The organism is Paenibacillus thiaminolyticus (assembly GCF_007066085.1).
Lineage (GTDB): Bacteria > Bacillota > Bacilli > Paenibacillales > Paenibacillaceae > Paenibacillus_B > Paenibacillus_B thiaminolyticus.
Window position 1 is genome coordinate 2,372,797 of sequence record NZ_CP041405.1, and the last position, 23,662, is coordinate 2,396,458.

General features: G+C 49.3%; 20 protein-coding genes. 3 read left to right on the top strand and 17 right to left on the bottom strand.

Going from position 1 to position 23,662, the window contains the following annotated elements; translation table 11 throughout:
* Window positions 1-18 precede the first annotated feature (18 nt).
* The 4 genes from FLT43_RS10670 to FLT43_RS10685 form a co-directional block, all read right to left on the bottom strand.
* On the bottom strand, window positions 19-1,350 hold the full coding sequence (locus FLT43_RS10670) for a CitMHS family transporter (protein WP_087444909.1): 1,332 nt from the start codon (window positions 1,348-1,350) through the stop codon (window positions 19-21).
* Between the two features lie 176 nt (window positions 1,351-1,526).
* Window positions 1,527-2,249, bottom strand: a complete 723-nt coding sequence (locus tag FLT43_RS10675) for a response regulator (protein WP_087444908.1) — start codon at window positions 2,247-2,249, stop codon at window positions 1,527-1,529.
* Entirely contained in the window at window positions 2,246-3,868 is a 1,623-nt protein-coding gene (locus FLT43_RS10680) for an ATP-binding protein (protein ID WP_087444907.1), read from the bottom strand. Before FLT43_RS10680 ends, FLT43_RS10675 begins: the two co-directional genes overlap by 4 nt.
* 165 nt (window positions 3,869-4,033) lie before the next feature.
* Window positions 4,034-4,798 (bottom strand): TrmB family transcriptional regulator, encoded by a 765-nt coding sequence (locus tag FLT43_RS10685; RefSeq protein ID WP_087444906.1) that lies wholly within the window; start codon window positions 4,796-4,798, stop codon window positions 4,034-4,036.
* A 265-nt stretch (window positions 4,799-5,063) separates the two neighbouring features.
* On the opposite strand from FLT43_RS10685, the gene FLT43_RS10690 reads away from it, so the two are divergent.
* Both FLT43_RS10690 and FLT43_RS10695 read left to right on the top strand, forming a co-directional pair.
* A complete protein-coding gene (locus tag FLT43_RS10690; protein ID WP_087444905.1) occupies window positions 5,064-5,837 on the top strand; it encodes an effector binding domain-containing protein in 774 nt (257 codons plus the stop codon).
* 327 nt (window positions 5,838-6,164) lie between these two features.
* Entirely contained in the window at window positions 6,165-8,495 is a 2,331-nt protein-coding gene (locus FLT43_RS10695) for a S9 family peptidase (RefSeq protein ID WP_087444904.1), read from the top strand.
* Window positions 8,496-9,577: 1,082 nt separating this feature from the next.
* On the opposite strand, the gene FLT43_RS10700 is transcribed toward FLT43_RS10695, so the two are convergent.
* The 3 genes from FLT43_RS10700 to recQ form a co-directional block, all read right to left on the bottom strand.
* The gene (locus FLT43_RS10700; RefSeq protein WP_087444903.1) at window positions 9,578-11,341 is read right to left on the bottom strand and encodes a B12-binding domain-containing radical SAM protein; all 1,764 of its coding nucleotides are present in this window, start codon (window positions 11,339-11,341) and stop codon (window positions 9,578-9,580) included.
* A 69-nt stretch (window positions 11,342-11,410) separates the two neighbouring features.
* The gene (csaA, locus tag FLT43_RS10705) at window positions 11,411-11,776 is read right to left on the bottom strand and encodes a chaperone CsaA (protein WP_255321637.1); all 366 of its coding nucleotides are present in this window, start codon (window positions 11,774-11,776) and stop codon (window positions 11,411-11,413) included.
* Window positions 11,777-11,820: 44 nt separating this feature from the next.
* A complete protein-coding gene (gene recQ, locus FLT43_RS10710; RefSeq protein ID WP_087444902.1) occupies window positions 11,821-13,650 on the bottom strand; it encodes a DNA helicase RecQ in 1,830 nt (609 codons plus the stop codon).
* Window positions 13,651-14,025: 375 nt separating this feature from the next.
* On the opposite strand from recQ, the gene rlmD reads away from it, so the two are divergent.
* Window positions 14,026-15,534 carry a 23S rRNA (uracil(1939)-C(5))-methyltransferase RlmD gene (gene rlmD, locus FLT43_RS10715; RefSeq protein ID WP_244194382.1) on the top strand — a complete coding sequence of 503 codons (1,509 nt, stop codon included), beginning with the start codon at window positions 14,026-14,028 and terminating at the stop codon, window positions 15,532-15,534.
* Window positions 15,535-15,945: 411 nt separating this feature from the next.
* On the opposite strand, the gene FLT43_RS10725 is transcribed toward rlmD, so the two are convergent.
* From FLT43_RS10725 to FLT43_RS30500, 10 genes are all read right to left on the bottom strand, one after another.
* Window positions 15,946-16,470 carry a recombinase zinc beta ribbon domain-containing protein gene (locus tag FLT43_RS10725; RefSeq protein ID WP_087444901.1) on the bottom strand — a complete coding sequence of 175 codons (525 nt, stop codon included), beginning with the start codon at window positions 16,468-16,470 and terminating at the stop codon, window positions 15,946-15,948.
* A gap of 470 nt (window positions 16,471-16,940) precedes the next feature.
* Complete coding sequence (locus FLT43_RS10730; protein WP_087444900.1) at window positions 16,941-17,660, bottom strand: ABC transporter permease; 720 nt, start codon at window positions 17,658-17,660, stop codon at window positions 16,941-16,943.
* Window positions 17,660-18,445, bottom strand: a complete 786-nt coding sequence (locus FLT43_RS10735; RefSeq protein ID WP_087444899.1) for an ABC transporter permease — start codon at window positions 18,443-18,445, stop codon at window positions 17,660-17,662. The genes FLT43_RS10730 and FLT43_RS10735 overlap by 1 nt, the downstream gene beginning before the upstream one ends.
* 1 nt (window position 18,446) lies before the next feature.
* On the bottom strand, window positions 18,447-19,163 hold the full coding sequence (locus tag FLT43_RS10740) for an ABC transporter ATP-binding protein (protein WP_087444898.1): 717 nt from the start codon (window positions 19,161-19,163) through the stop codon (window positions 18,447-18,449).
* 41 nt (window positions 19,164-19,204) lie between these two features.
* Window positions 19,205-19,891 (bottom strand): ABC transporter ATP-binding protein, encoded by a 687-nt coding sequence (locus FLT43_RS29685; protein ID WP_208620101.1) that lies wholly within the window; start codon window positions 19,889-19,891, stop codon window positions 19,205-19,207.
* Window positions 19,892-19,954: 63 nt separating this feature from the next.
* Window positions 19,955-20,812, bottom strand: a complete 858-nt coding sequence (locus FLT43_RS29690) for an ABC transporter transmembrane domain-containing protein (RefSeq protein WP_208620100.1) — start codon at window positions 20,810-20,812, stop codon at window positions 19,955-19,957.
* A complete protein-coding gene (locus tag FLT43_RS30840) occupies window positions 20,787-21,224 on the bottom strand; it encodes a lasso peptide biosynthesis B2 protein (protein ID WP_208620099.1) in 438 nt (145 codons plus the stop codon). Before FLT43_RS30840 ends, FLT43_RS29690 begins: the two co-directional genes overlap by 26 nt.
* A complete protein-coding gene (locus FLT43_RS10750; RefSeq protein ID WP_087444897.1) occupies window positions 21,224-21,472 on the bottom strand; it encodes a PqqD family protein in 249 nt (82 codons plus the stop codon). Before FLT43_RS10750 ends, FLT43_RS30840 begins: the two co-directional genes overlap by 1 nt.
* A 34-nt stretch (window positions 21,473-21,506) precedes the next feature.
* Complete coding sequence (locus tag FLT43_RS10755; protein ID WP_087444896.1) at window positions 21,507-23,075, bottom strand: asparagine synthase-related protein; 1,569 nt, start codon at window positions 23,073-23,075, stop codon at window positions 21,507-21,509.
* A gap of 365 nt (window positions 23,076-23,440) precedes the next feature.
* Window positions 23,441-23,569 carry a putative RiPP precursor gene (locus tag FLT43_RS30500; protein ID WP_115057833.1) on the bottom strand — a complete coding sequence of 43 codons (129 nt, stop codon included), beginning with the start codon at window positions 23,567-23,569 and terminating at the stop codon, window positions 23,441-23,443.
* Window positions 23,570-23,662: the final 93 nt, after the last annotated feature.

The following is a 23,662-nucleotide window of genomic DNA, read 5'->3' on the forward strand; positions in this document are numbered from 1 at the left end:
AAGTCCTGCTATTCATCTTTAAATAATTCCCATAAATATAGCCGTAATGACGAGAACAATACTGATGCCCCATATCCAGAACAGCGAATAGCGGATATGGCGGCCCATCTCCAGGCCCGCTAACCCTAGCGCCAGCCACAAGGCCGGGGACAGCGGGCTCACGAACGTGCCGACGATATTGCCGATCACCATCGCGTACGCCGTGGATAGCGAAGCGACGCCGAAGCCGGAAGCAATCTGATCGACGACAGGCAGCAGGGCGAAGTAATACGCATCCGTGCTCAAGATTAAATCGAACGGCACGCCTAGCAAGCCGACAATAATATGCAGGTATGGCGCGATGCTGCCTGGAAGTATCGTCACGGCATCATTCGCGATGGCCGTAAGCATGCCGGTTCCGTTCAGTATCCCCAAAAATAAGCCGGCCGCAAGAATGATCGAAGCCATCGTGAGCGCATTGGGCGCATGGGCGCGCAACCGTTCCATCTGATCATTCACCTTGAAGAAGTTAAGCGGCAAGGCGATGCTTACCCCAATCATGAAGGCTAGGCCCGCCGGGATAATTCCGGCCACGAGCACGCCCACGACCGCGACAGCCAGGCAAGCATTGACCCACAGCAATCTAGGACGAGCGAGACCATTCGCTGGTCCGGTCTGGACGGAAGCGGAAGCATCCGGCCCTGCAGCTGTCGCTTCAAGCGTGGCGGCAACCTCCAAGGAGCCGTACTTGCGGATGATTCTCCGCTTCTCCCTGATGCCGAGAAGTACGGCCAGTCCAATCATGAGCACCATGCCGATGATCTGGATAGGAATGAGCGGCTGCCATAATTCCGTGACATCTGCTTCCAGGACCGTAGCCGTTCGTCCCAGAGGACCGGCCCACGGAATCATATTCATAATACTTGCGCTTCCCCCAACTAACAGGAGCAGCAAATACGGATTCATTTGTAAGCGCTTGTAAACAGGTAAAAGCGCAGGAATCGTAATTAAAAAGGTCGAAGCTCCCGATCCGTCCAAATGGGCGATCGCGGCCACCAATACCGTTCCGACACTTACCGTAATGACGCTTCCGCGCGAAACAGCGACCATTTTATTAATTAAAGGATCAAAGAGCCCAACGTCCTGCATAATGCCGAAAAAGATAATCGCAAAAATAAACATTATCGCGACATTAATAACCGAGCTGACGCCATTGCCAAAAAAGCCGCCGATTTCCGTGAAACTGTAACCAGCGAGTAAGGCGCCAAGGATCGGTGGTATGACCATGGCTACAATCGGGGTCACTTTGCCGCTGATAAGCAAGGCGACAATAATTAAAATCGTAATCAGACCAATCAAACTAAGGCTCAATAGGATATCCCCTTTCCGTGATGTGCTTGCCAGCGTTCCACACCTAACCTCATTCCACACCATATGAATGCGTTTACAATTCGGTGTAAAGCATAATCCTTTGTAGATTAGTATGAAATTTATCACAGATAGAACGAGGGATAAATATTGTGAGCATAAAAACAATATCGCTCATTTTACTGATTTTGTTCATAAGTGTCACAGATCATATATCTTCGTTCCGGCCTTCCTACCGTGCCATAGATGAGCTTCGTCCTGACCCTCTTCAAGGACACTAAATATTCTAAATAACGCCGCGCCGTCGAACGGCTGATGCCGAGCTCGGAGCTTAATTCTACAGCTGTAATTCCGCCGATCTCCTTGTGCGTGAAGACGCGGTGAATCTTATCCAGCGTGATCGAGTCAATCCCCTTCGGGAGCGCCCCATCCGCCCTGGCGGAGGAGCCCGAAGCGCGATGCAGTCCGAATACAGCGTCGATTTCGGTCTGTTCCATTTCTTTGGCAGAGCGCAGCAAGCTCCGGTATTCCTTATACTTTGTCAGCGTATAGGTGAAACGCTCCTCATCAACGGGCTTGACGATATAATCGAACACGCCGGCGCGAAGCGCTTCCTGAACCGACTTCGCTCCCTTCTCCGCCGTGACGATAATGATATCGCTGTCATGACTGGACTGACGAAGCTCCCACAACAGGTTCATTCCTTCCACATCCGGGATATATACATCCAATAAAATGAGATCGGGAGCCGCTTCGCCGCTTTCCATATAAGCCAGCGCTTCTTTTCGGCTCTTGGCGATGTGTGGTACGGCAAAGCCGATTGTTTTTTCAACATATTGACGATGAATATCCGCTACGCGAAAGTCATCCTCGATAATCAGCACCGACAACAAGTCCTTCACAGCGATCCCCTTTCATCCTGCGGCATGATAATCATAAAACAAGCTCCTCCGAGCTCCCCTTCCCCTGCTTCTAACAAAATCTCGCCGCCAACGCCATTCAGCATCAGCTTCGACAGCGCAAGCCCCGTTCCCCGATAGCTGCCCTGCTTCGTCGAAAATCCTTGCTCAAAAATGCGGGGGATATCCGCCTCGGCCACCCCTGGACCAGAATCTTCAACCTCAAAAATACAATCCTCTCCGATATCCGTAAAAAAAATGGCCACCTTGCGTTGACCGTCTTCCTTCTGCTTGACCGACTCCAGCGCATTTTCAATGACGTTGCCCAGTGCGGTTAACAGCGCATCCTGCTTCTCCTCTGCAAATGAGCCTTCCAGCCGGCTGTCCGGATGAATGACCATGGAGATGCCCAGCTCATTGGCTTGGTTGAACTTCCCTTGTAACAATGCCTGAAGCAGAGGGTCCGCTACCTTTTCCGATAAAAATGTCAACCTGGCCTGCTGCATATTGCTTTCCTTTTTAATAAAATCGATTGCTTCCTTATACCGCTGGTTCTGCACCAGACCAAGGATGATATGCAGCTTATTGGAGTACTCATGCGTCTGCGCCCGCTGTGCATTCGCATATTGCTTAATGCGGGACAGCTCCTCCGTCACCGTTTCCAGCTCTGTTTTGGCGCGGAACGTATAGACGCTCCCCGTAACTGCATTCTCCCTTACAATAGGAGTCTGATTGACGAGCACGACATCCTCGCCCAGCACCATTTCCCGGTTCACCAAGCGGCTTCTCTGCTTGCCATGCCTGTTCAAGGAAGGAACAATCTGTTGAATGGATGCGCCTGCATAATTGGTTTGTTGCTCCGCCATATCCGTGAACAGAATCTCCTTGGCCGCTTTATTCATCGCCGTAATGGCCCCATCATTATCCACCGCGATAATGCCTTCATGCGTGGACTGCAGAATCGCTTCCTTCTGAAGATACAGATGAGAGATCTCCTCGGGCTCCATATTATGCAATAATCTTTTGATATAAGAGGCAATGAAGACAGCTCCTGCGACGCCGAACAGAATTATGAGACTTAAGGTCAGCCAGAGGGCTTTGCTCTGGTCCGCCACGATGCGGTGCACATCATTATTGAGAAAACCGACCGACACGACCCCCACGATCTTCCCTTCATCGAAAATGGGCACCTTCCCCCGAATCGACAACCCGAGCGTTCCTTCCTTCTTCGAGACGTACGACTCGCCATGAAGCAAGGCCCTGTCATTGTCGCTTCCGACCATTTTGGCTCCGATAATGCTAGCATTGGGATGGGATTGCCGGATTTCCTGCGTATCCCCGACAACAATGAACTCCGCGCCCGTCTCCCGCTGTATCGGCTGCACGATCGGTTGAATCACCACGGAGGGGGTGTCCGAGCGGAAGGCTCTTTGGATTTCCGGTATATTTGCGACGCTTTGCGCCAAATTCAACGCTCGTTTTCCGGTCTGATCCTCGGCCATATTCCAGATAAACCGTTCCAGAAACACCGCGAAAATCGCACAGATTCCAATAATCAAGAGGCTGATAAGCAAAATCATCTTCAGCCGTAAATTACATTTCAGATTCAATAATCGGCCCATTCTCGTACTCCTAAAAATTGAAATCAATATTTTTGAGTTACCTATCGTCAAATAATTCCATTATATCATTATCCGCTTTTCTGAGCAGAAGGGAGATTGCTCGTAAGGAACGCAACATAAAAAACACTCCCGCAGCGGCAGAGCCATGCAAGAGTGTTTTCCCTTCTAATAACGAAGCTGCATCAACAGAGCCTTCATTTCCTCGTCCTGCATCAGCTCGTCATAATATTTTTGCGAGATGGCCGCGAGCGCGACATCATGGTAGAAAAATTCCGTGAAGAAGGTGACGAACGGCTGCGCGCCCGTCTGCATCGCCTGCCAGTTCCCGTGGTCGAGTCCGCCGAACATCAGACGCTCGCCATCGACGACGATGATCGCGAACCGCTCCAGCCGCTGATGCTCGTCCGTCGGCGTAAGAGTATGCAGCTTCGACAGCCGGGCCTCCGGCACATGGTAGCCGGTCACCATCGCCTCGACCCGGACTCCCTCCTGCTCCTTCCGTTCCAAGAGCGGCACATAGGCGGCGAAGTCGTCCTTCCACATCGAGATCAGAATCGATTGCTCCGCGCCCTCGATCAGATGCTTGCCATACGCTTGAATGCTCGTGTCCGATTTGATGGTCCACACCTGATCGTCGACGTACGCCCTGCGTTCGCTGCTTCGTCTCAGTTGGGCAATGCTGTTCTCGAATTCCTGGGCCAGCTTGTCGATGACGACCTCCAGCGGCAGCGCCGCATACAGCTTCTTCTTGCCGGAGATCGTGTCGGACGCGACGCCCTTGTCGATAAGCCGGGCCAGCACCTCATAGATTTTCGCTTTGGGGACGCCCGAATATTTCACGACGGTCGTCGCGTCCAACGGTTCGCCGCTGGAGACGAGCGCCTCGTATACTTTGCTTTCATATTGGGAAAATCCAAATTTCTGAAGCATGGCTCCTCCTTCTTCCCTTCGTACTCAGCTTACCGCCGCTTAGATACCTGTTATTTATTTTACCATGTTCTATCACCGAAAATAGAGAAAACCGGCTTAGCCCGATGTCTCCCAGTGTGTCCGGCGCCTCGTTCATTCATTCTTTACTCCTGCAAGAAGCAGGATCACTCCAAAAAACAATTTACTCTACCTGTCTAACCTGACACAGGGTTGTCAAGTTCCATGGCGTATACTAAAGCCATCATAGGATGAGGAGTGATTGTTCATGGAACAAACCCTGCAACGCGAATGCCAAAGCTGCGGAATGCCGCTGCGCAGCGAGGAACAGCTTGGAACGGACAAGGATAACAATAGAGTGCTGGATTACTGTATCTATTGCTATGAGGGCGGAGCCTTCAAGCAGCCGGATATGACGATGGAAGAGATGATTGAGGTGTGCGTCCCCTTCGTCGTCGAGAACGGGATGGAAGAACAAGCTGCGCGAACGATGCTGAACAATTATCTTCCGACGCTAAAGCGATGGGCTGCTCAAGCAGGGACGGTTGTTCCGGATCTGAAGCCGGTAAAGATCATCGAGCGCGGAGAGATGATGCTGGCCGGCATCTCGGCTCGCACCTCGAATATGCGCGAATATACGCCGGAGGCCGTCATTCCGCAGATGTGGGACCAATTCTGGAAGGAAGGCCTGCTGGAGCGTATTCCAAATGCAGCCGAGCCCGGCGTCGTCTACGGCTGTTACCATGACTATGAGAATGGGGCGGCGGGCGAATATTCGATGCTGATCGGCACAAGCATCATTACCGACGCGGCGCTGCCGGAAGGAATCGCGACGGTCACCGTCCCCGCGGCGAAGTACGCGGTATTCACGACGGAACGCGGACCTGTGGCCAAGGTCGTGCCGGAAGCATGGGCGGCCATCTGGACATGGGCCGCGGCCTCGGGAATGACGCGCACGTTCACCGGAGATTTCGAGCGGTATGACGAACGGTGCGCCAATCCGGAGGACGCGCAGGTGGATATTTATATCGCGGTGCAATAATGAAGCGGGCACCGGGCCAGTCGGCTCGGTGCTGCTGTTCCAGGCGAGGTAAAAATTTCCCTCAACTTTTCTCCTGACCTCCCGTATTATTAAGAAGAGCGGCCCAGTCTGACAACGCCTAGGTCGATGTGATGGATATAATGGAAGAAAGAAGGTACTCATTGCGGGCAATGACGCATGCGGACACCGGAATCCCGGCCGTCAAGCCCGTACTACATAATCGCAGCTGCGCTCACCTGACGTTGAAGAATGGAAGCCGCCGGAACATGGAAGAAGATGGCGGCATATTCGCATGTCTTCCATAGGCATAAAGGGGGAAGATTCAAGTTGAAGAAAAGAATCGTAGCGGCTGTACTGGCCGCAGTCATGGCATGCTCCATGCCGTTGACCGTCATGGGAGCAGAGACAGGCTCATCTGCGCCCTGGTATGCCCATGGCGTGAATTCGCTTGTCACGGCAGGAGCCGTCGACGCCAAGGCCGATCTGACCGCCAAGGTCACGGCCAATGAGTTCATCCGCTATGCGGTGACGGTGCTCACGTACAAGCACGGCGTCGATCCGATGAAGGTCGCACTGGAGGAAGGCTGGATCCGGGAAGGCGAGCTCGCAACCCCGGATGACGCGATTACGCGCGGCGAGGCCGCCCGCATGTTGGTGCGCGCCTTCGGGCAGGACAGCGGGGAGAGCAGCCTGACCGCCTATGCGGAACAGGCCAAGTCGCTCGGTCTGCTGCACGGTTATCGCGATGGCAGCCTCCGCGCCGACGAGGCGGTTACGTTAAGAGAAGCGGCTGCAGCGCTGGACAACGTGAAGAAGCTGCGCTTGGCCTCGATCAGCGATAACGGCGTCGATCCGATTCCAGTCGAAGACTTCATGCGCAATCCGGGCAGTCTCGCCTACCAGATCTCTTCGGACGGCAATTATTTGACATTTATGGCGCCATGGGAGAACCGGGCCAACGTATTCGTGAAGAATATGGGAGGCAGCGGCGAACCGGAGCGGGTAACCAGCTCCAAGGATCGGGATATCGCGGGCTTTTTCTGGAAGGGCGACACGCTTCTGTATGTGAAAGATAACGGCGGAGATGAAAACTTCCATATCTACTCGTCCAGCTTCAACGGAGCGCAGGAGAAGGAGCTGACGCCGTATTCAGGAGTGCAAGCCGGTCTGGTCAGCCTGCTGTCGGGAGTCAAGGACGAGATTCTCGTCACCTTGAACAAAGAGAATAAAACCGTCTTCGATGTCTACAAGCTGAACATCAAGACAGGCGCGCTCCAGCTCGTCGCCAAAAATCCGGGCAACGTCCAGGGCTGGCTCGCGGATCGCAACGGCAATATTCGCATGGCCGTCGTATCGGACGGAGTCGTGGGCGAAATTATGTACCGCGAGTCGGATAAGGAAGAATTCCGTTCCTTCCTGAAGCTCCAAGCCGGAGACGAAGTGAACCTGCTTGGCTTCACGCAGGACAATCAATCCGTCCTCGCCGTATCCAATCAAGGACGGGATAAGGCAGCCCTCGTCCGCTTCGATCTGCAAGCGAACGAGAAGGTGCTCTTCGAGCATCCCGAAGTCGATATTGCCAAAGCGGTGTATGATTCGAAGCGGGACCGGCTGCTCTACGCGGCTTATGCGACAGACAAGGTTAATCTGAAATTTTTCGATAGCGAATTCGAAGGGCTGTACCGCAAGCTGATGGCGAAGCTGAAGGTGAGCGCAAGCGAAATCGGCATTAACGATTACAATCAGGACATGAACAAGTTCATCGTCAGCGTATCGAACGACAAGACCTACGGCCGGTACTACTATTACGATTCCACGACCGATCAGTTGACAGAGCTGGCCAATCTGAGCCCGTGGCTGAAGCCGGAGCTGATGTCTGATATGCATCCGATCTCTTATCAGAGCCGGGACGGTCTGACGATTCACGGATATTTGACGCTGCCGAAGAACAAGAAGCCGGAGAATCTGCCGCTAATCGTCAATCCGCATGGCGGGCCATGGGCGCGGGACATGTGGGGCTTCAATCCGGAGGTGCAGCTGCTGGCGAACCGCGGCTATGCGGTGCTGCAGGTGAATTTCCGTTCGTCTACGGGCTATGGCAAGGAATTCCTGAATGCCGGCAACAAGCAGTGGGGACGGAACATTCAAAATGATATTACCGATGGCGTTCAATGGGCGATCAAGCAAGGTATCGCCGATCCGGATCGCATCGGCATCTACGGCGCATCCTTCGGCGGATACGCGACCTTGGCCGGCATCACCTTCACCCCGGATCTGTATGCCGCCGCCGTGGACTATGTCGGGGTCTCGAATATCTTTACGCTGCTGGAGACGCTGCCGCCGTACTGGGAGACGTTCCGCAATATGTTCTATGAACGGGTCGGACATCCGGAGCAAGACAAGGAGCTGCTGAAGGCCGTCTCACCGGTCTTCCATGCCGACCGCATCAAGACGCCGCTCTTCGTCGCTCAGGGCGCCAACGATCCGCGCGTCAATCAGGCGGAATCGGATCAGATTGTCGAAGCACTGAAGAAGCGCGGTGTCGATGTCCAGTACATGCTGAAGGACAACGAAGGACATGGATTCAACAACGAGGAGAACCGGATCGAGTTCTATAACGCGATGATCAAGTTCCTCGACGATCACTTGAAGAAATAAGCAAGGATACGGGCCGGCTCTCGCTGTAGCAAGGCCCGATTCTGAAGGAAAAGAAGCCCGGGAGGTTCCTCTGCGATATGCAGGGGGCTTCGCGGGCTTTGATTCGGGTACATCCGCCTCGGCCTTCACCGCAGATAGCGCGCAGATAGCGGCCATTGCGCGCAGATAGCGGCGATTGCGGCGATTGCGGCCGCTCGCCGCTCGCTAGGAACCGCCCTATCCCCAAGCCTCAGGCCGGATCACGGCACGAATAAAGTCCCTTGGACTTTCTCAACAGCCTGATTTACGGGATCCAAGAGAAGCGTTGGCTCCTGGGGGCATCATCGCCTTCTGGAGGCATCGTTACCTCCTGGGGCTTGAACGTGTCGATGGACTTGCTGCTATTTTACAGGAATTTCGGCTCAATGAGTCCACATCCCGAGGAATTGCTGCAAATCTACATCATTTTAGGCCCTTTTGCTTCAAGTCGAAGCGAAACGGGTGAAATTCCTGCAGTTATGCAGGATTCCCTTTCTGGGAAAATCGTCCATATCGAATTGCTGTATTTGCGCAGGATTTCGCCTACCGGATAGACGTGTCTGAAGAAATCGTGCAGTTTCGCCTACCGGATAGACGTGTCTGGACAAATCATGCAGTTTCGCCTACCGAATAGACGTGTCTGGACAAATTGTGCAGTTTCGCCTACCGAATAGACGTGTCTGGACAAATCATGCAGTTTTGCGGATTCGCTTACCGAATAGGCGTGTCTAGGGAAAGTGTGCAGGTGTCAGGCCGTTGGAAACTCCTTTTTTTTACGAAAGCGTGGAGATTATCCATTTTCCTAACCAAAGCTTGGCACTCAGAGCGTTTAAAATCAATTTTTTCTACTGAGAGACGAGTCCAAATGATGTGCCGAAAAATACATAGCGCACTGTTTTGCTAATTCAATGTGCTGCTTCTCTTCAGCGTTCTGCTTCTTCAGCGCCGGCCACGATTCACGCTGAGGCGGAAAGACCTGCTTACCCCAAAAAATTTATAAATTCCATAATATTGCACAAAAACGCCGGGGACGCAAATCCTCCGGCGCTGTCAAATTGTTTTACTTACTGGGCACCTGCCCCGATGGAAAAGAGCAGCGGCTTCTCGTCTTCCGTCTGCTGATAGACGACGAGCAGATAGCTCGGGGCGTCTTCCACATCCAGCCTCCCCGCCGCTTGGACGGCATCCGCCTTCCATGCAAAGGGGATCCGCTCGACGACGGCATGCTTGTGCAGCTCCTTCTCGCTCAAGCCCAGCGCCGCGAAGGAGGGAGACACGTCCTCCGGCCGCTCGGCAGCTTGCCGCATAACGCGGGCCGCTTCTTCCTTCGGCACGATCGTCTCCCACCACGTCTTGCGCGGCTTGTATTTGTGATTGCGGAAGTAGTCCAGCTTCATCAGCCCGTTCGCCACGTCCGGCCGCCGCAGACCGTGCGCGTCCAGGAAGGCTTGCAGGCGAACGAACAGATCCTCCAATTGATGCCCGATCTTCTGCCACCCGTTCTCTTCCCAGAAATCACCGAACGCCTGGAAGAAATCGAACGGCGAATCGAATTCCTCCTGCATCAGATGCTCCATCGTATAGTCCATCCGGTGGGCATTCCAATATTTCTCCAGCACATCCTCCAGCCGCTTCAGGCGTACGACGTCGCTGAAGGGCAGTACGTCGTTGCTCAGCATTTCGTAGGGAGCTTGATCCATATATACATATCCGTACTTGTCCGCGTCATTGCGCAGCCCGGTGCCCCGCAGCATCTTCAGGAAGCCGAGCTGCAGCTCTTCCGGACGCAGCTCGAACACATCATTGAACGTTTTGCGGAATGTTCCATAGTCTTCGAGCGGCAGACCGGCGATCAGATCGAGATGCTGATCGATTTTGCCGCTGTCCTTCACCTTCGTTACGGTGCGGGTCAGCTTAGTGAAGTTCTGACGCCGCTTCACGAGCTCGTTCGTCGGATCATTGGTCGACTGGACGCCGATCTCGAAGCGGAAAATGCCTGGCGGCGCGTTCTCCGCCAGGAAATCAAGCACCTCCGGCCGCATAATGTCCGCCGTAATCTCGAACTGGAACACGCAGCCGCGGTGGTTCTCGATCAGGAAGCGGAACATTTCCATCGCGTAATCCCGCTTGATGTTGAACGTGCGGTCGACGAACTTGATCAGCTTCGCCCCGTTGTCGATCAGGAACAGCAGATCCGCCTTCGTTCGCTCGATATCGAAGTAGCGGACCCCGACCTCGATACTCGACAGGCAGAATTGGCAGCTGAACGGACAGCCGCGGCTCGTCTCGAAGTAGACGACACGCTTGCCCAGATACGGCAAATCCTCCGCGAACCGGTGCGGAGACGGGATCGCGTTCAGGTCGAGCTTCGGACGGCCCGGATTGATGCGGACCTCGTCCCCTTTGCGGTACGCGAGGCCGAACACGAAGTGATACTTCTGTTCGTCGCGAATCTCGCGCAGCAGATGCAGGAAGGTCTCCTCCCCCTCCCCCATCACGATGAAGTCCACGTCCGGCAGCCGATTCATCCAGTACACGGTGTCATAGGATACTTCCGGCCCGCCCAGGACGATGCGCAGCTCAGGCCTAACCTTCCGCAGCATGCCGATGACCCGGATCGTCTCCTCGATGTTCCAGATATAGCAGGAGAATCCGATGACATCCGGCTCGCGGCGGAACAGATCGGAGACGATATTCATCGCCGGATCCTTGATCGTATACTCCGCCAGCTCGACGTCGAACTCGTCGCCGCAGTGTGCCTTCAGGCAGCGGATGGCAAGCGAAGTATGAATATATTTCGCGTTCAATGTGGATAGTACGACTTTCATGTTGACTCCCTTCTATCGTCACGCAAGGGCGCCAGACAGCATTCTGTCCGGCTCGCCTTGCGCCATGGCCTATGCAATCGGCGTTCCGTTCGGCACCGCCTCGTCTGTCCGCAGCAGCACGACATCCCCTTCTTCCGGCACGCCGCCGAGCACGAGCACCTCCGAGGAGAAGCCCGCAATCTTCCGCGGCGGGAAATTGACCACCGCGGCAACCTGACGTCCGATCAGCGTTTCCGGCGTATAGCGGACCGTAATCTGCGCGCTCGAGCGCTTCAGGCCGAGCGGACCGAAATCGATCAGCAGCTGGATCGCGGGCTTGCGCGCCTTCTCTAACGGGGCCGCCTCCACGATCGTGCCGATCCGGATGTCCAGCTTCATGAAATCTTCGATGGTCGCCTGGGCAACTTGCGGCTGCGCTTCTTCCGCCGCATTCACGCTGCCCGTATCGGCGCCATTGCTATGCTTGTTGTTAGCATCCATCATGCCCATTCCTCCTGTGCGTCAAGCCGGGCCGACTCTTCTTCCCGTTGACGGAAGAAGGCCATGAACGGCTCGCCGAATTGTTTTAGCTTCGCTTCCCCGATGCCTTTGACGAGCATCATCTCGGCTTCCGTCGTCGGCATCCGCTCCGCCATCTCCCGCAGCGTGCTGTCGTTGAACACGATATAAGGCGGCACGCCCGCCTTGCTCGCCAGCTCGCGCCGGATCAGGCGGAGCTGCTCGAATATCGTCTGGTCGACCGCGCCGGCGGCCTTCGGCTTCAGCGAGGTCGCGACCCGCTGCGTCACCTGGCGCTGCCCCTTCAGCACCTCGGCCGCGGGCGGCAGCAGGCGGACAACCGGATACTGTCCTTCGCTTAACTGCAAATAGCCTTCCGCGATCAGCACATAAATCAGGTCGGCGATCGCCTTCTCGGTCAAATGCCGCATCTCTCCGTGCGTCGGCAACTTTTCGAAGCCGTATTGGACCACCTTTTTGTTGCGCGATCCCTTCAGCACAGAGGCTACCATCGAGACGCCGAACCGTTCCCGCATCCGGAAGATGCAGGAGAAAATTTTCTGCGCTTCCGTCGTAATGTCGATCGATTCGCGCTCATCCTTGCAGTTCCCGCACATGCCGCAGGTCTCGTCCGACATTTCGCCGAAGTAGCGCAGCATGTACGTCTGCAGGCAGCCAGTCGTGTAGCAGTAATCGATCATCGCCTGCAGCTTCTTATATTCATGTGTCTTCCGCTCTGGCGCGGCTTCACTCTGTTCAATAAAAAACTTCTGCGTCAAAATATCCTGCGGATGGAACAGCAGCACGCATTCGCTCGGCTCGCCGTCCCGGCCCGCGCGCCCGGCCTCCTGCACATACGCCTCCATATGCTTCGGCATATTGTAGTGCAGCACATAGCGCACGTTCGATTTGTCGATGCCCATGCCGAAGGCGTTCGTCGCCACGATGACGCGCAAGTCGTCATACAGGAACGCCTCCTGCATATGCGCGCGCTCCTCGTCCGACATGCCGGCATGATACCGGCCGGCGGCAAGACCCGCCTTCCGCAGCATCTCGCACAGATCCTCGACTTCCTTCCGCGTCGAGGCATAGATGATGCCGGGCTGATGCGTGCGCTCCCGCACATAATTGAGTGTAAATGCCCGGCGCTCCTCGCCGCGCAGCACGGCGAACGCCAGGTTGTCCCGCTTGAAGCCGGTGACCACCAGCTCCGGCTCCCCAAGCTCGAGCAGCCGGATTAAGTCCTCCGTCACCTCCGGCGTCGCGGTAGCCGTAAAGGCCGCCATGAGCGGGCGCGGACGTCCCGCCTCCTCCAGCTCCTTCAGGAAAGGCGCGATCGCGCGGTAGCTCGGGCGGAAATCATGCCCCCACTGCGACACGCAGTGGGCCTCGTCCACCGCAATGAACGCGATCGGCAGCGACTTCGCCCGCTCACGGAACCATTCGCTCTCCAGCCGCTCCGGCGCGACATAGAGCAGCTTCAGCCGCCCTTCCTCCGCCCGGCGCACAATTCGTCCCGCCTCCCCCATCTCCTGGGTGCTGTTGATGAACGCCGCCTCCACGCCCAAGCTGTGCAGCGCATCGACCTGATCCTTCATCAGCGAGATGAGCGGCGAGACGACCAGCGTCACGCCCTGCAGCATCAGCGCCGGAATCTGGTAACAGATCGACTTCCCGCCGCCGGTCGGCATAATGCCTACCGTATTTTTACCTTCCAATATATATTCAATTATTCGCTTCTGTCCCTCGCGGAAGTCATCGTAGCCGAACACCCGCTTCAATGTGCTCCGTGCTTGGTCCATTGATATCATATCCTCGAACTCCTTCTCGCTCTCCCTGCTATTGTTCTAGTATAACCTAACGCGAAGCCGGTTGGGAGGGCCAGGCCGGATTCTCTCGGGGCAAGGTTGAATTCGTGCCCCGCTCTTTGGTCTTGATATTGGCTGCTGCATTAAGGCCGCATTCAACAAACACGAAGCCTAGGGCATTCATATCCCCGGTCCATAAGCATCAATCATTGGGCATTAGAATCACGCCATATGCAACATCGACCCTATCGGCCCGTCCTAGCTTGCCTGCGTGCTTCGTCCTCGCTGTTCAGACCCCGTTGCTGGCGGTTGGCGCCCACCCGTTCTTTTTGCTATAGTGAGAGCAGTTGAATCTGAAGGCAGGAGCGAAGACCAGACATGAACGAACGAAGAACCGGTACGGACCGGAGTCATAGAGGAAGCAATCCTAAGGAGCGGGCAGGTTGGAAAAAGGGACCCCGTCCCGGCGCGTCCGGAGCGCGGCCGCGGGTGACCGATGCCTCTGCGGAGCAGGTGAAGAGTGGTGATCGCATCGTCGTCACGATCAAGCGGATCGGCATTAACGGAGAAGGCGTCGGCTATTATCGGAAAAAAGCCGTCTTCCTCGACGGCGCTCTTCCGGGCGAGGTCGTGCGGGCGAAGGTAAGCGCCGTGCACGATAAGCATATCGTCGCCGCTGTGACGGCGTACGAGAAGGAATCGCCGGACCGGCGCCAGCCGCCTTGTCCGGTGTATGATCGCTGCGGCGGCTGCCAGCTGCAGCATCTCGCTTACGAGAGCCAGCTCCGGGCGAAGGAGGAGCTAGTGCGGGAGGCGTTCCGCCGCTATGCCGGCATCGAAGGGCAGGCACTGCCGCTCAAGCCGATGCTAGGCATGGACGATCCGTGGCATTACCGGAACAAAGCCCAACTGCAGCTCGGCGCCGGACGGGACGGCCGCATCGTCGCCGGACTATATGAGGCCCAGTCCCATCAGCTCGTCGATATTACGGGCTGCACGATCCAGCATGACTGCATCAATCAGACGGTCGAGGAGGTCAAGGCGATTCTGGAGCGGCTGCACATTGCGCCGTATGACGTGAAGCGCCGCAGCGGCGTCGTCCGCACGATCATCGTGCGGACGGGCTTCCAGTCCGACGACCTGCAATTGACGCTCGTCACGGGCACAGAGACGCTGCCGAAGAGCGACCAGCTCGTCAGCGAGCTGCTGCGCAAGGTCCCCGGTCTGACCACAATCGCGCACAATATCAACACACGCAAGACATCGCTCGTGTTCGGCGACAAGACGCGCATTCTCTGGGGCAAGCCGACGATGGAGGACTCGCTCGGCGACTTGAAATTCTCGCTGTCGCCGCGCGCCTTCTTCCAGCTCAACCCGCAGCAGACGCTGAAGCTGTACGAGGCGGTGCGCGTGGCCGCGGCCTTGAGCGGGCGGGAACGGGTCGTCGACGCCTACTGCGGGACGGGCACGATCGCCCTCTGGCTGGCCCCGTATGCAGCCGAGGTGCGCGGGATCGAGATTATCCCGGAGGCCGTCGACAACGCCCGCCAGAACGCCGATCGCAGCGGCCGCACGAACGCCGCCTTCTATGCCGGAGAAGCCGAAGCGCTGCTTCCCCGCTGGGTGAAGGACGGCTACCGCCCCGACGTCATCGTCGTCGACCCGCCGCGCACCGGCTGCGACGAGCGTCTGCTGCGGGCCATCCTCGCCGCCAAGCCGAAGCGGCTCGTCTACGTTTCCTGCAATCCGTCCACCTTGGCGAAGGATTGCAAAGCACTGCTGGCCGGCGGCTACGAACTGGCCTCCGTCCAGCCGGTGGACATGTTCCCGCAGACGGCGCATGTGGAGGTGACAGTGAGACTTGAAAGAATAGATACAGCCAAGTAAACTGTACCTAATTTGAGGGGAGAGGGTGGGAAAGTTTGTAGTGAATTTTAATCTTTCCGCCCTCGAATACTTCAATTTTGTGGATTAGCCTTTGGAGGATTTGCTTCAACACCTGTTCACCTTCAATGTCTAGGTTAACGAAGGTCCTACTTCTTTTCTAAAGGCTTGTAGCTGTTCGTTGAGGTATTTCTTTGCTTCTACAATTCAGCTTTCTTGTTCGCTAGGTCTTACTGTTGTTGAGTGATACGCTCATTCTGTTGCTTGAATTGCTCCGTTGAGATAGCCCTCTCAACGTGAAGCCTTAACAACCAGTCAAAGCGTTTGTCAAGTTGGGCTAACTCTCTATCAACTCGTTTTAGTTCTTTTTATGGTAGAGGACTGTAAAGCGTTCGCTTTTTCCTCCGCTATTCCCTAAAGATCCTCTATCTTTACCCTGTCCTGTATCAATGCTCCTAGGTCATTCTTGACGGTCTGCAACAGGGCTTGCTCCTCAATGATATGGGAGGAACAGTAGGAGGATGTAAACTTCACATAACCGCCACACACATACGCCCCATTACGTCTATCTGGCTTGAAGTGCATACCGCTTCCGCAATCGGGGCATTTCACGATATAAGAAAACAGGCTTTCTTTGCCGTTGCTCTTATGCTTCCCTTTCCTTTGCATGAGTTCCTGTACAGTTTTATAGTCATCCTCTGAGATGATAGGAGGGTGGGCGTTCTCAATGACAATATGCTTATCACTTTCAATCTTTCGTCTTTCCTTGTAAAGTTCAGCTTTTGCTAGTGTTCCTGTAGTCTCTTCCCGATAGTCTTGTAACATTTCTAGTAACGGATCAACGCCAATTACTCGATTACCATTCCATTCGTGCAAATTTGCATATAGTCGAATTAATTCTTGATACGTGTTGGGTACCTGCATTAATGACCTTTGCAAATAGGCTGCCTCATCAAGTAGCCTCTGTTTTAGTTACTTCCCGATAAAAGCAATAGTTAAATAATAAGGATATAGGAAGTAACACTAGTAGCACGGTTTTAAGGATTTTACTGTGTCTTAACATGCATTTCACCCTTTACCGAAAAAACAGGTATTGGCGGCCTTAGGCCGCCAATTATAAATATAAAACTATTTTTTCACTTGATATTGGAATGTAATTTCCTTGCTTTTAAAATATGTATTCTGATTGGCTTTATTCCGTTGTACACCAACTTTGGCGTCGGGATCTGAAAATGTTTTTTCGCAATTGCAAGTTTCTTTATCTTCACAGCTACAGCGTTTCTTTATTTCGCTAAAGGTGCATTTTTATTTTAGAAGAAAAATAGGAGCTTTTTGAACACACTCTGCTAGATAAAAAATTATGCTAATAAAATAAGTTTTACATTAGCATAAGCCACTCGCTTACTATATTAACGAACACTACGATATGAAAACAACCAAGCAGAAATAGTTAATAATAATACTACCCAAGAAAATTGAACCGCTAGTCCGGGCCATTTATCTAAATAGACATTTACCGCAGGTAGAGAAAAAAGATTCATTGTAGCCAGAGTAGGTAAAAACTTAGCTAACTGAGAAAATGAAAACAACATGTGGCTAAGTCCCAAAACAAGCGGGAGCATGATAGCGACAGGTGCTATAAACGATTTTGTCATAATAGATAAGGCAGAGGTAATCCAAGCTAATTGAATCCAACTAAGTATCCCAAGAGAAATACTTCCAAGTAACCGGATCATGAAAGAACCAGTCCATTCGATATCATGTTGAAACATAAGAACGATTAAACCAATTACACTTGATACTATTCCCGTAACTAATATAATTATGGACATGTTAACAAATTTCGCACATAAAAGTTTTAATCTAGATGGTTGTGTGAGAAGTGTTGTTCTTAGAGCAGAGTGCGAATATTCTTGACCAAAATAACCTGCACTGGCAACAATAACTCCATGTTGGCCTAAATAGAGAGCTTGCAAGCAAAGAGAAAGAACTTCCTGCTCTCTCCCTGTCTTTGGTGTATCTGATGTTAATAAGTAGAGTAAGGGAATGATAATAGCTCCAACTGCACCTAGAACACACCAACCATAAGAAAAAAATTTAGTTTTCTCACTACGGAGCGCAGCATGCATCAATATTTCCCTCCTACATCATTACGAGTAAAAGCATAATATGAGATGATTAATGTTAATATCACCCATACCAGAAGTACGATGCCACCTTGTAATGGATCATGTTCAAAAGGGTCTGTTGGTCTTGCAATGAGAAAATTACCTGCTGCCACAGGGAGATACTCCGCCCATTCCCACCTTTGTGCTAAATAACCTCCAAGATTGTATAGCTGAGGAACTAAAAAAGCTAAAGGGACGAGGGCATTTTTGAAGAGCATCCCTATCCCGAAAGAAAGTATGGTTAGTAAAATCCAATTTAGCGCTGAAAATCCAATAAACTGCCATGCTATTGTACTTAAATAAAATGGATGTAAGCCTAGTTCACCCAAGCCAACATGTGTGATAGAAATCGTAGCATAAATTGTTAATAGTGATATGAATACACTACATATTAAAAGTGCGAGTACTTTCGCCCAAAACACCTTAATTCGACTACTTTGACATAGTAAAGTTGTACGTAATTGATGATTTTTATATTCACTTGCCCCTATCATTCCTCCAAAGATAACCATTGGTAAATTCCCAGTCAGAGAGGAAAAACCCAAATAATCCAATGGGGGTAATGCTTGCGCTAATTCCGGGTGAGTTTCTGGTGTCGCGTCTAAACCAATCTTAACAAAGCTTTTTGCTGCGATAAGTGCCATTAATGGTTGAATAACGATAACTAAAGCACAAATTACCCACCACACTCTACTTGAACCAATCTTTATCTGTTCAATTCTTATGGTTCTAGAAAAAGTCTTCATCTTATGCTCCACCTTCTGTAAGAGAAAAGAACACATCCTCCAATGATTCTAGGTTCTTCATAACATGCCGAAGTTCACCAGCTGCTATTATTTTTCCATGATTAATAATAACTACATCGTCCGCCACAGCTTCCACTTCAGAAAGAAGATGTGATGACAACAAAATAGTCTTTCCCATGTCTGATTGCTGACGAATAAATTTTCTAAACCAGCGAATTCCTGTTGGATCAAGTCCATTAGTTGGTTCATCAAGAACAAGATATTGAGGGTCTCCCAAAAGAGCCGCTGCAAGTCCAAGACGTTGTCCTTCACCCAATGATAAAGTTCCCAGCCTCGCTTTGCTTTTTTCTGATAAACCGACTATTTCCAATACCTCGGACACACGCCGGAAAGAGATGTTGTTGCTTTGTGCTATGATCTTCAGATGGGTTTTTACCCTTCTAGAAGGAGCACCTCCTATACCATCAAATGCTGCTCCTACCACTTTCAATGGAGTATCAAATGTTACATAGTTACTTCCGCCAAAAGTTGCCGTTCCTGTTGAACGATCAAGTCCTAACAAAATACGAAGTGTTGAGCTTTTTCCTGCACCATTTGGTCCAAGAAAAGCTGTGATTCTCCCTTGTTTTGCTTCAAATGACACATCTTTTAATATATTTTTTTCTCCATGTCGCTTACATAATTGTGATATAACAATATTGTTTGTAGTATTCGTCAATATAAATATCTCCTCCGAAATAAATTAGTCTTGATATTTATTTAAATGGCCCTGACAAGAAATTGTTCTTTAGCTAATTTTCTATATAATGGTACTTTATCCAGTAACTCATTGTGATTACCTGAACCAACAATTCTTCCATGTTCAAGAACATAGATTATATCTGAATCAACTATTGTCGAGAGACGATGTGCTACAACAATGACAGTTTTAGACTCTCTCATCTTGTCAACAGCTTTTTTCAATCCAATTTCATTTAAACTATCTAAATTGGATGTCAATTCATCAAGAAGAACAATCTTTGCCTTTGATAAAAGAGAACGAGCCATAGCTAAACGCTGGCGTTCTCCACCAGATAAAGTAGTACCCGATTCTCCAATTTTCATGTCGAGTTTGTCAGGAGAACGTTCTATCAAATAGCTAAGGTTTACCTCTTTTAAAACATCGTAACATTCTTGATCAGATACATTAGAATTTCCTAAAAGGAGATTATCTCGTAAAGTCCCTGCTACAACAGGGGCATTTTGTTCAACATAAGTAATAAGTTTACGAAGTTCTTCACGAGAATAGCTTCGATAATCCTTTCCGTCTACATAAATTTGCCCGCTGATAGGATCATAAAATCTTTCTATTAATTGTAAAATAGTACTTTTTCCTGCACCAGAAGGCCCGACAATAGCTGTGCGCTTCCCATATTCTGCACTTAAAGTAACTTCTTTAAGTATCATTTCCCCTTCTTTTTGAGCAATATCTGCTCCAAACTCTAATTTGTTATATCCAAAACTAACTTTTTAAAAAAGTACCATCCCTTTTTGTGCAGAAGAATTGGGTGAAAATGTTACTGTAGAATTTGTATCATAATCAGTTTCTAAAGCAAGATCTAATAATTCTTTAATTCTTGCAAAAGCTCCAAGTGATTCGCCTATTCCAGAAAAAGCACCAAAAATTTGCCCCACTGGTCCAATCATTATAAATAGTAGTAAAGCAAAAGCAATTAAATCTGCAATCGTCATATATCCCATAGAAACACGATACCCGCCAAAACCAAGGACAATCAGACCACATACTTGTAAACTCAAATTTGAAATTGGCGTCATAAATGACTGTATTTTTGCTAAACGTATTCCTAACTTTCGTAAATGCTCTGCCTGTAGCTTAGCTTTATTCTCCTCTATTGAAGTAGCATTTGTAGAACGAATAGTTCTAATCGCCTGTAAATCACGTTCAACAAGTCCACTAAGTTTTCCGAGTTCTTGTTGGACCCTAAAACTTGCCTTTTGTATCAAATGGCTAATCAGATTGCTTCGTGCTTCAAAAACAACACCTTCGCCTATTTTCTGTAACAAATAATATTGTATAGTAGTTAAAATCATAGAAACTGATAAAACCAAAATAAGAAGCACTAAAGTAATATTGACTGTAAATCCTGAGCTTGATTGCTTTACTAAATCTGCCACTAAGTTTGGTTGAATAAGTGTTAAAATCGCACTTAAAATACCAAGTATTACTACCAAGATGAATTCTAAATTATGTCCCTTAGTTAAAGCGAACAATTGTCGTAAACTAGCTCTTGGAATCGGTTCATATCGCTCATCTTGTTCAAGTTCTTTAGGTTTGGGATTATTATTTTCCGTTTTTTTCCTCAACATAATTAGATACACTTATAACTTTAGAATATAAACTTACTTCATCCGGCTCTCCAACTGGAGTACTGTTTAATTCAACCCATGCATGTGCCCTAAAAGGTTCTAGGGCGTATCCAGTACACCAACTAACAGATCTTCGTATTAACCACGTTGCTACTACAACTGCAAGTGAACGTCTCAGACAACCCTCTTGACTTCGACATCTCTTACTTACTGTACATACTGCATCACGAATAACCTGAACTTGTTCCTTTGAAGCCGATGGATATCTTCTCGTTAAACGAGATAATATCTTTTCTACCATACTTGGAGAGAGCCAATTCAGAGGTGCTGATAGAAGTATAGCTAGTCTAGCAAGCCATCTTGCTCCATTTGATACTTGTTCTGGCTGCTCTGGAAAAAGTGGTATGTCCATTATGCTAGTCCCACCTCTCTAAGCATGGAAAGAAATTCATTAACATCATTCTCTGCATTAGCACTCTCTAAACCAAAAGTCTTTTCTAATTCAGCCACTAATTCATTCCTAGTTTTTCCTTCACCTAATCCTTGAATTAAAAGTCTTCCAACGTGATTTACTTGAAAATAAATTCCTCTTCTTTTGTCAAAAATCATTGCCCCATTATCTTGTTCAATTATTTTAAGTTCTCTTTTTATCTTTTTCATAAAATTGCCCCCTTTCTAATTAATATTGTCACATTTATGACGGATAACTCATTGCATTATGAAGCCATCGCTCAACAGCAGATAGTCTTTCAAAGGCTTCAATTCGATTATGTAAAGCAGTTGGCATAGATAATTCAGAGACTAGTATGTCGGGGTCAACAATTCCTAGCTCAACAACTTTGAAATCTCTAACGAAATGAATATTTTTTTTTACAGATTCCTTATATCCTTTGTATAAAAATGTTGAATAATCTCCTTTAAAGCCTCGAGTAAATACTTCACGGGGAACAATTCCTTTTGTAGCTTGATACAACATGGGTTTCGTCATCCCAGATTTTAAGTGATACCGCATTGGTATAGATAATGCAGATTCAATAATCTTTGAATCTAAAAATGGAGCTAGCCAAGTTAATCTACTTCCATAAATAACATTAAGTTGGCTTAGTAAACGCCTTTGAAAAAGCAATGACTCTAGTGCTTGATGTTTAGAACGGTCAGAATCAAGACCTCCAGAAATTTCATTTAGAGTTTTCATAGCAATCTGATAACATGGAACATGATAATCTTTTGCAAGCCATGCTGGAATCGTAATTTTTCCGAACCAATCCAAAACAGACTCTTTCCTCCGTGATTTAGCATAGCCAAATCCAATATCTATTTCCGTTTTTAGTGCTTCTTTAAATGATGTATTGTTCATAAGATTAGATACACCTTGTAGGAATGATGTTCTCGTAAGTAAACAATATTGGAAGCCAAACGATAAACTACGCATTCTGTTCTGCCTTACAACGGACCACGCATATGCTGGCGTAGGTGTAAACAATTCATCACCACCAACACCTATGAAATGAACTGAATCTCCATAATTCTCATTGAAATTAACTATTTTTTCAACATAGCCCTCTGTATCTGCCCAAAATACTGGGGAATCCGGAAGAGTTAATCCTGAGTATGGCATGTCTGTTTCAAATCTACGACCAGACACACCGATTGATGGCAATAAATTTAGCGATACATTCATATCATTTGCAATCATAGCGGCCCACTTCGAATCACTGTTCCATTTACTATCTGTTTTTGCATGATATAGCTTAATGTCTGCATAATATGCTTTTAAAACATATGCAATTGCGGCTGAATCAACACCTCCAGAGAGGTCAGCAGATATATTAGCATAGCTCTTAGTATGATTCCTTAGTAATCCAAAAAACCGCTCTCTTATATTGTGCAGCGTCAATTCTACATCATTACTTAGTTCTGGCGGCATCCAAACTTTGAATTCTTCAAATTGTTGTTTTTTCCCATATTTCAAAACGCAAAATGGGTGGATTTTATTCACACCTTCCCATAAAGGTATGTCTTGAAAAGGATAATATGGTAGACTACTTATCAAGTTCAATGCAACTGCTGCTTTTGATATATTTAAATCACAATATCGCGCAATATCACTAGCCGAATCACTAATAATTAAAATATCATTTAACATTTTCCATGATAAAGAAACATCAAATAATGCTCCTCCTACAATAACTTCGTGATTATCAACTAGAACAAAGATCCCTTTAGAAAGAATCTTTTGAAAAATTACCGCTAATTTTGACATCTCAAATTCCTTAGTTCCCTGTATCTGGTCTGCAACTTTTGGATATTCACATCGTATACAGTATATCTCTAGGTCGCCTTTAGAATGCTTAACATACTCATGTTGAGAAATAAGCAAAATGCTTGCCGAAACTGTTTTTATATGTACTTGAAATGGTACTTTATCAGAACTTGATTTTGTTAACTTTTCTTTTAACTGAGTGCGAATAATAGTCTCCCCTCTCGCTTAATTTTAAATATTTTCAACAAAATTTACATACGAGTCTCTAAAACAATCGATTTTTCACAAAAAGTGGTCACTGGACATCTCAAAATTATCCAATGACCACTTTTCTCTCAGTTGTTTACAATCCATAATATTGAGCTCTACAACCAAAAAGATTGAGATCTACCACCAAAAAGATCTCTGTAGTAACCAAACCTTTGCCCTTTAGTAGACTCTTTAAAAATAGCAACTTTCTCAATTGTTGGTTTAGAGTAAACAACGTTTGTCATTGAATTCCACCTCCTTTACTATATGCTCACACCACACACATTAGATTCAAAATAGAAATTAATATTCTATTTGTTTTAATAATAATCTATTTT

Excerpts from the sequence above, each read along its gene's own strand:
- FLT43_RS10680 (WP_087444907.1), bottom strand. The coding sequence starts at position 3,868 with ATGGGCCGATTATTGAATCTGAAATGTAATTTACGGCTGAAGATGATT.
- FLT43_RS10685 (WP_087444906.1), bottom strand. The coding sequence starts at position 4,798 with ATGCTTCAGAAATTTGGATTTTCCCAATATGAAAGCAAAGTATACGAG.
- FLT43_RS10690 (WP_087444905.1), top strand. The coding sequence starts at position 5,064 with ATGGAACAAACCCTGCAACGCGAATGCCAAAGCTGCGGAATGCCGCTG.
- FLT43_RS10700 (WP_087444903.1), bottom strand. The coding sequence starts at position 11,341 with ATGAAAGTCGTACTATCCACATTGAACGCGAAATATATTCATACTTCG.
- recQ (WP_087444902.1), bottom strand. The coding sequence starts at position 13,650 with ATGATATCAATGGACCAAGCACGGAGCACATTGAAGCGGGTGTTCGGC.
- rlmD (WP_244194382.1), top strand. The coding sequence starts at position 14,026 with ATGAACGAACGAAGAACCGGTACGGACCGGAGTCATAGAGGAAGCAAT.
- FLT43_RS10730 (WP_087444900.1), bottom strand. The coding sequence starts at position 17,660 with ATGCATGCTGCGCTCCGTAGTGAGAAAACTAAATTTTTTTCTTATGGT.
- FLT43_RS10735 (WP_087444899.1), bottom strand. The coding sequence starts at position 18,445 with ATGAAGACTTTTTCTAGAACCATAAGAATTGAACAGATAAAGATTGGT.
- FLT43_RS29685 (WP_208620101.1), bottom strand. The coding sequence starts at position 19,891 with ATGATACTTAAAGAAGTTACTTTAAGTGCAGAATATGGGAAGCGCACA.
- FLT43_RS29690 (WP_208620100.1), bottom strand. The coding sequence starts at position 20,812 with ATGTTGAGGAAAAAAACGGAAAATAATAATCCCAAACCTAAAGAACTT.
- FLT43_RS30840 (WP_208620099.1), bottom strand. The coding sequence starts at position 21,224 with ATGGACATACCACTTTTTCCAGAGCAGCCAGAACAAGTATCAAATGGA.
- FLT43_RS10750 (WP_087444897.1), bottom strand. The coding sequence starts at position 21,472 with ATGAAAAAGATAAAAAGAGAACTTAAAATAATTGAACAAGATAATGGG.
- FLT43_RS10755 (WP_087444896.1), bottom strand. The coding sequence starts at position 23,075 with ATGTCAAAATTAGCGGTAATTTTTCAAAAGATTCTTTCTAAAGGGATC.
- FLT43_RS30500 (WP_115057833.1), bottom strand. The coding sequence starts at position 23,569 with ATGACAAACGTTGTTTACTCTAAACCAACAATTGAGAAAGTTGCTATT.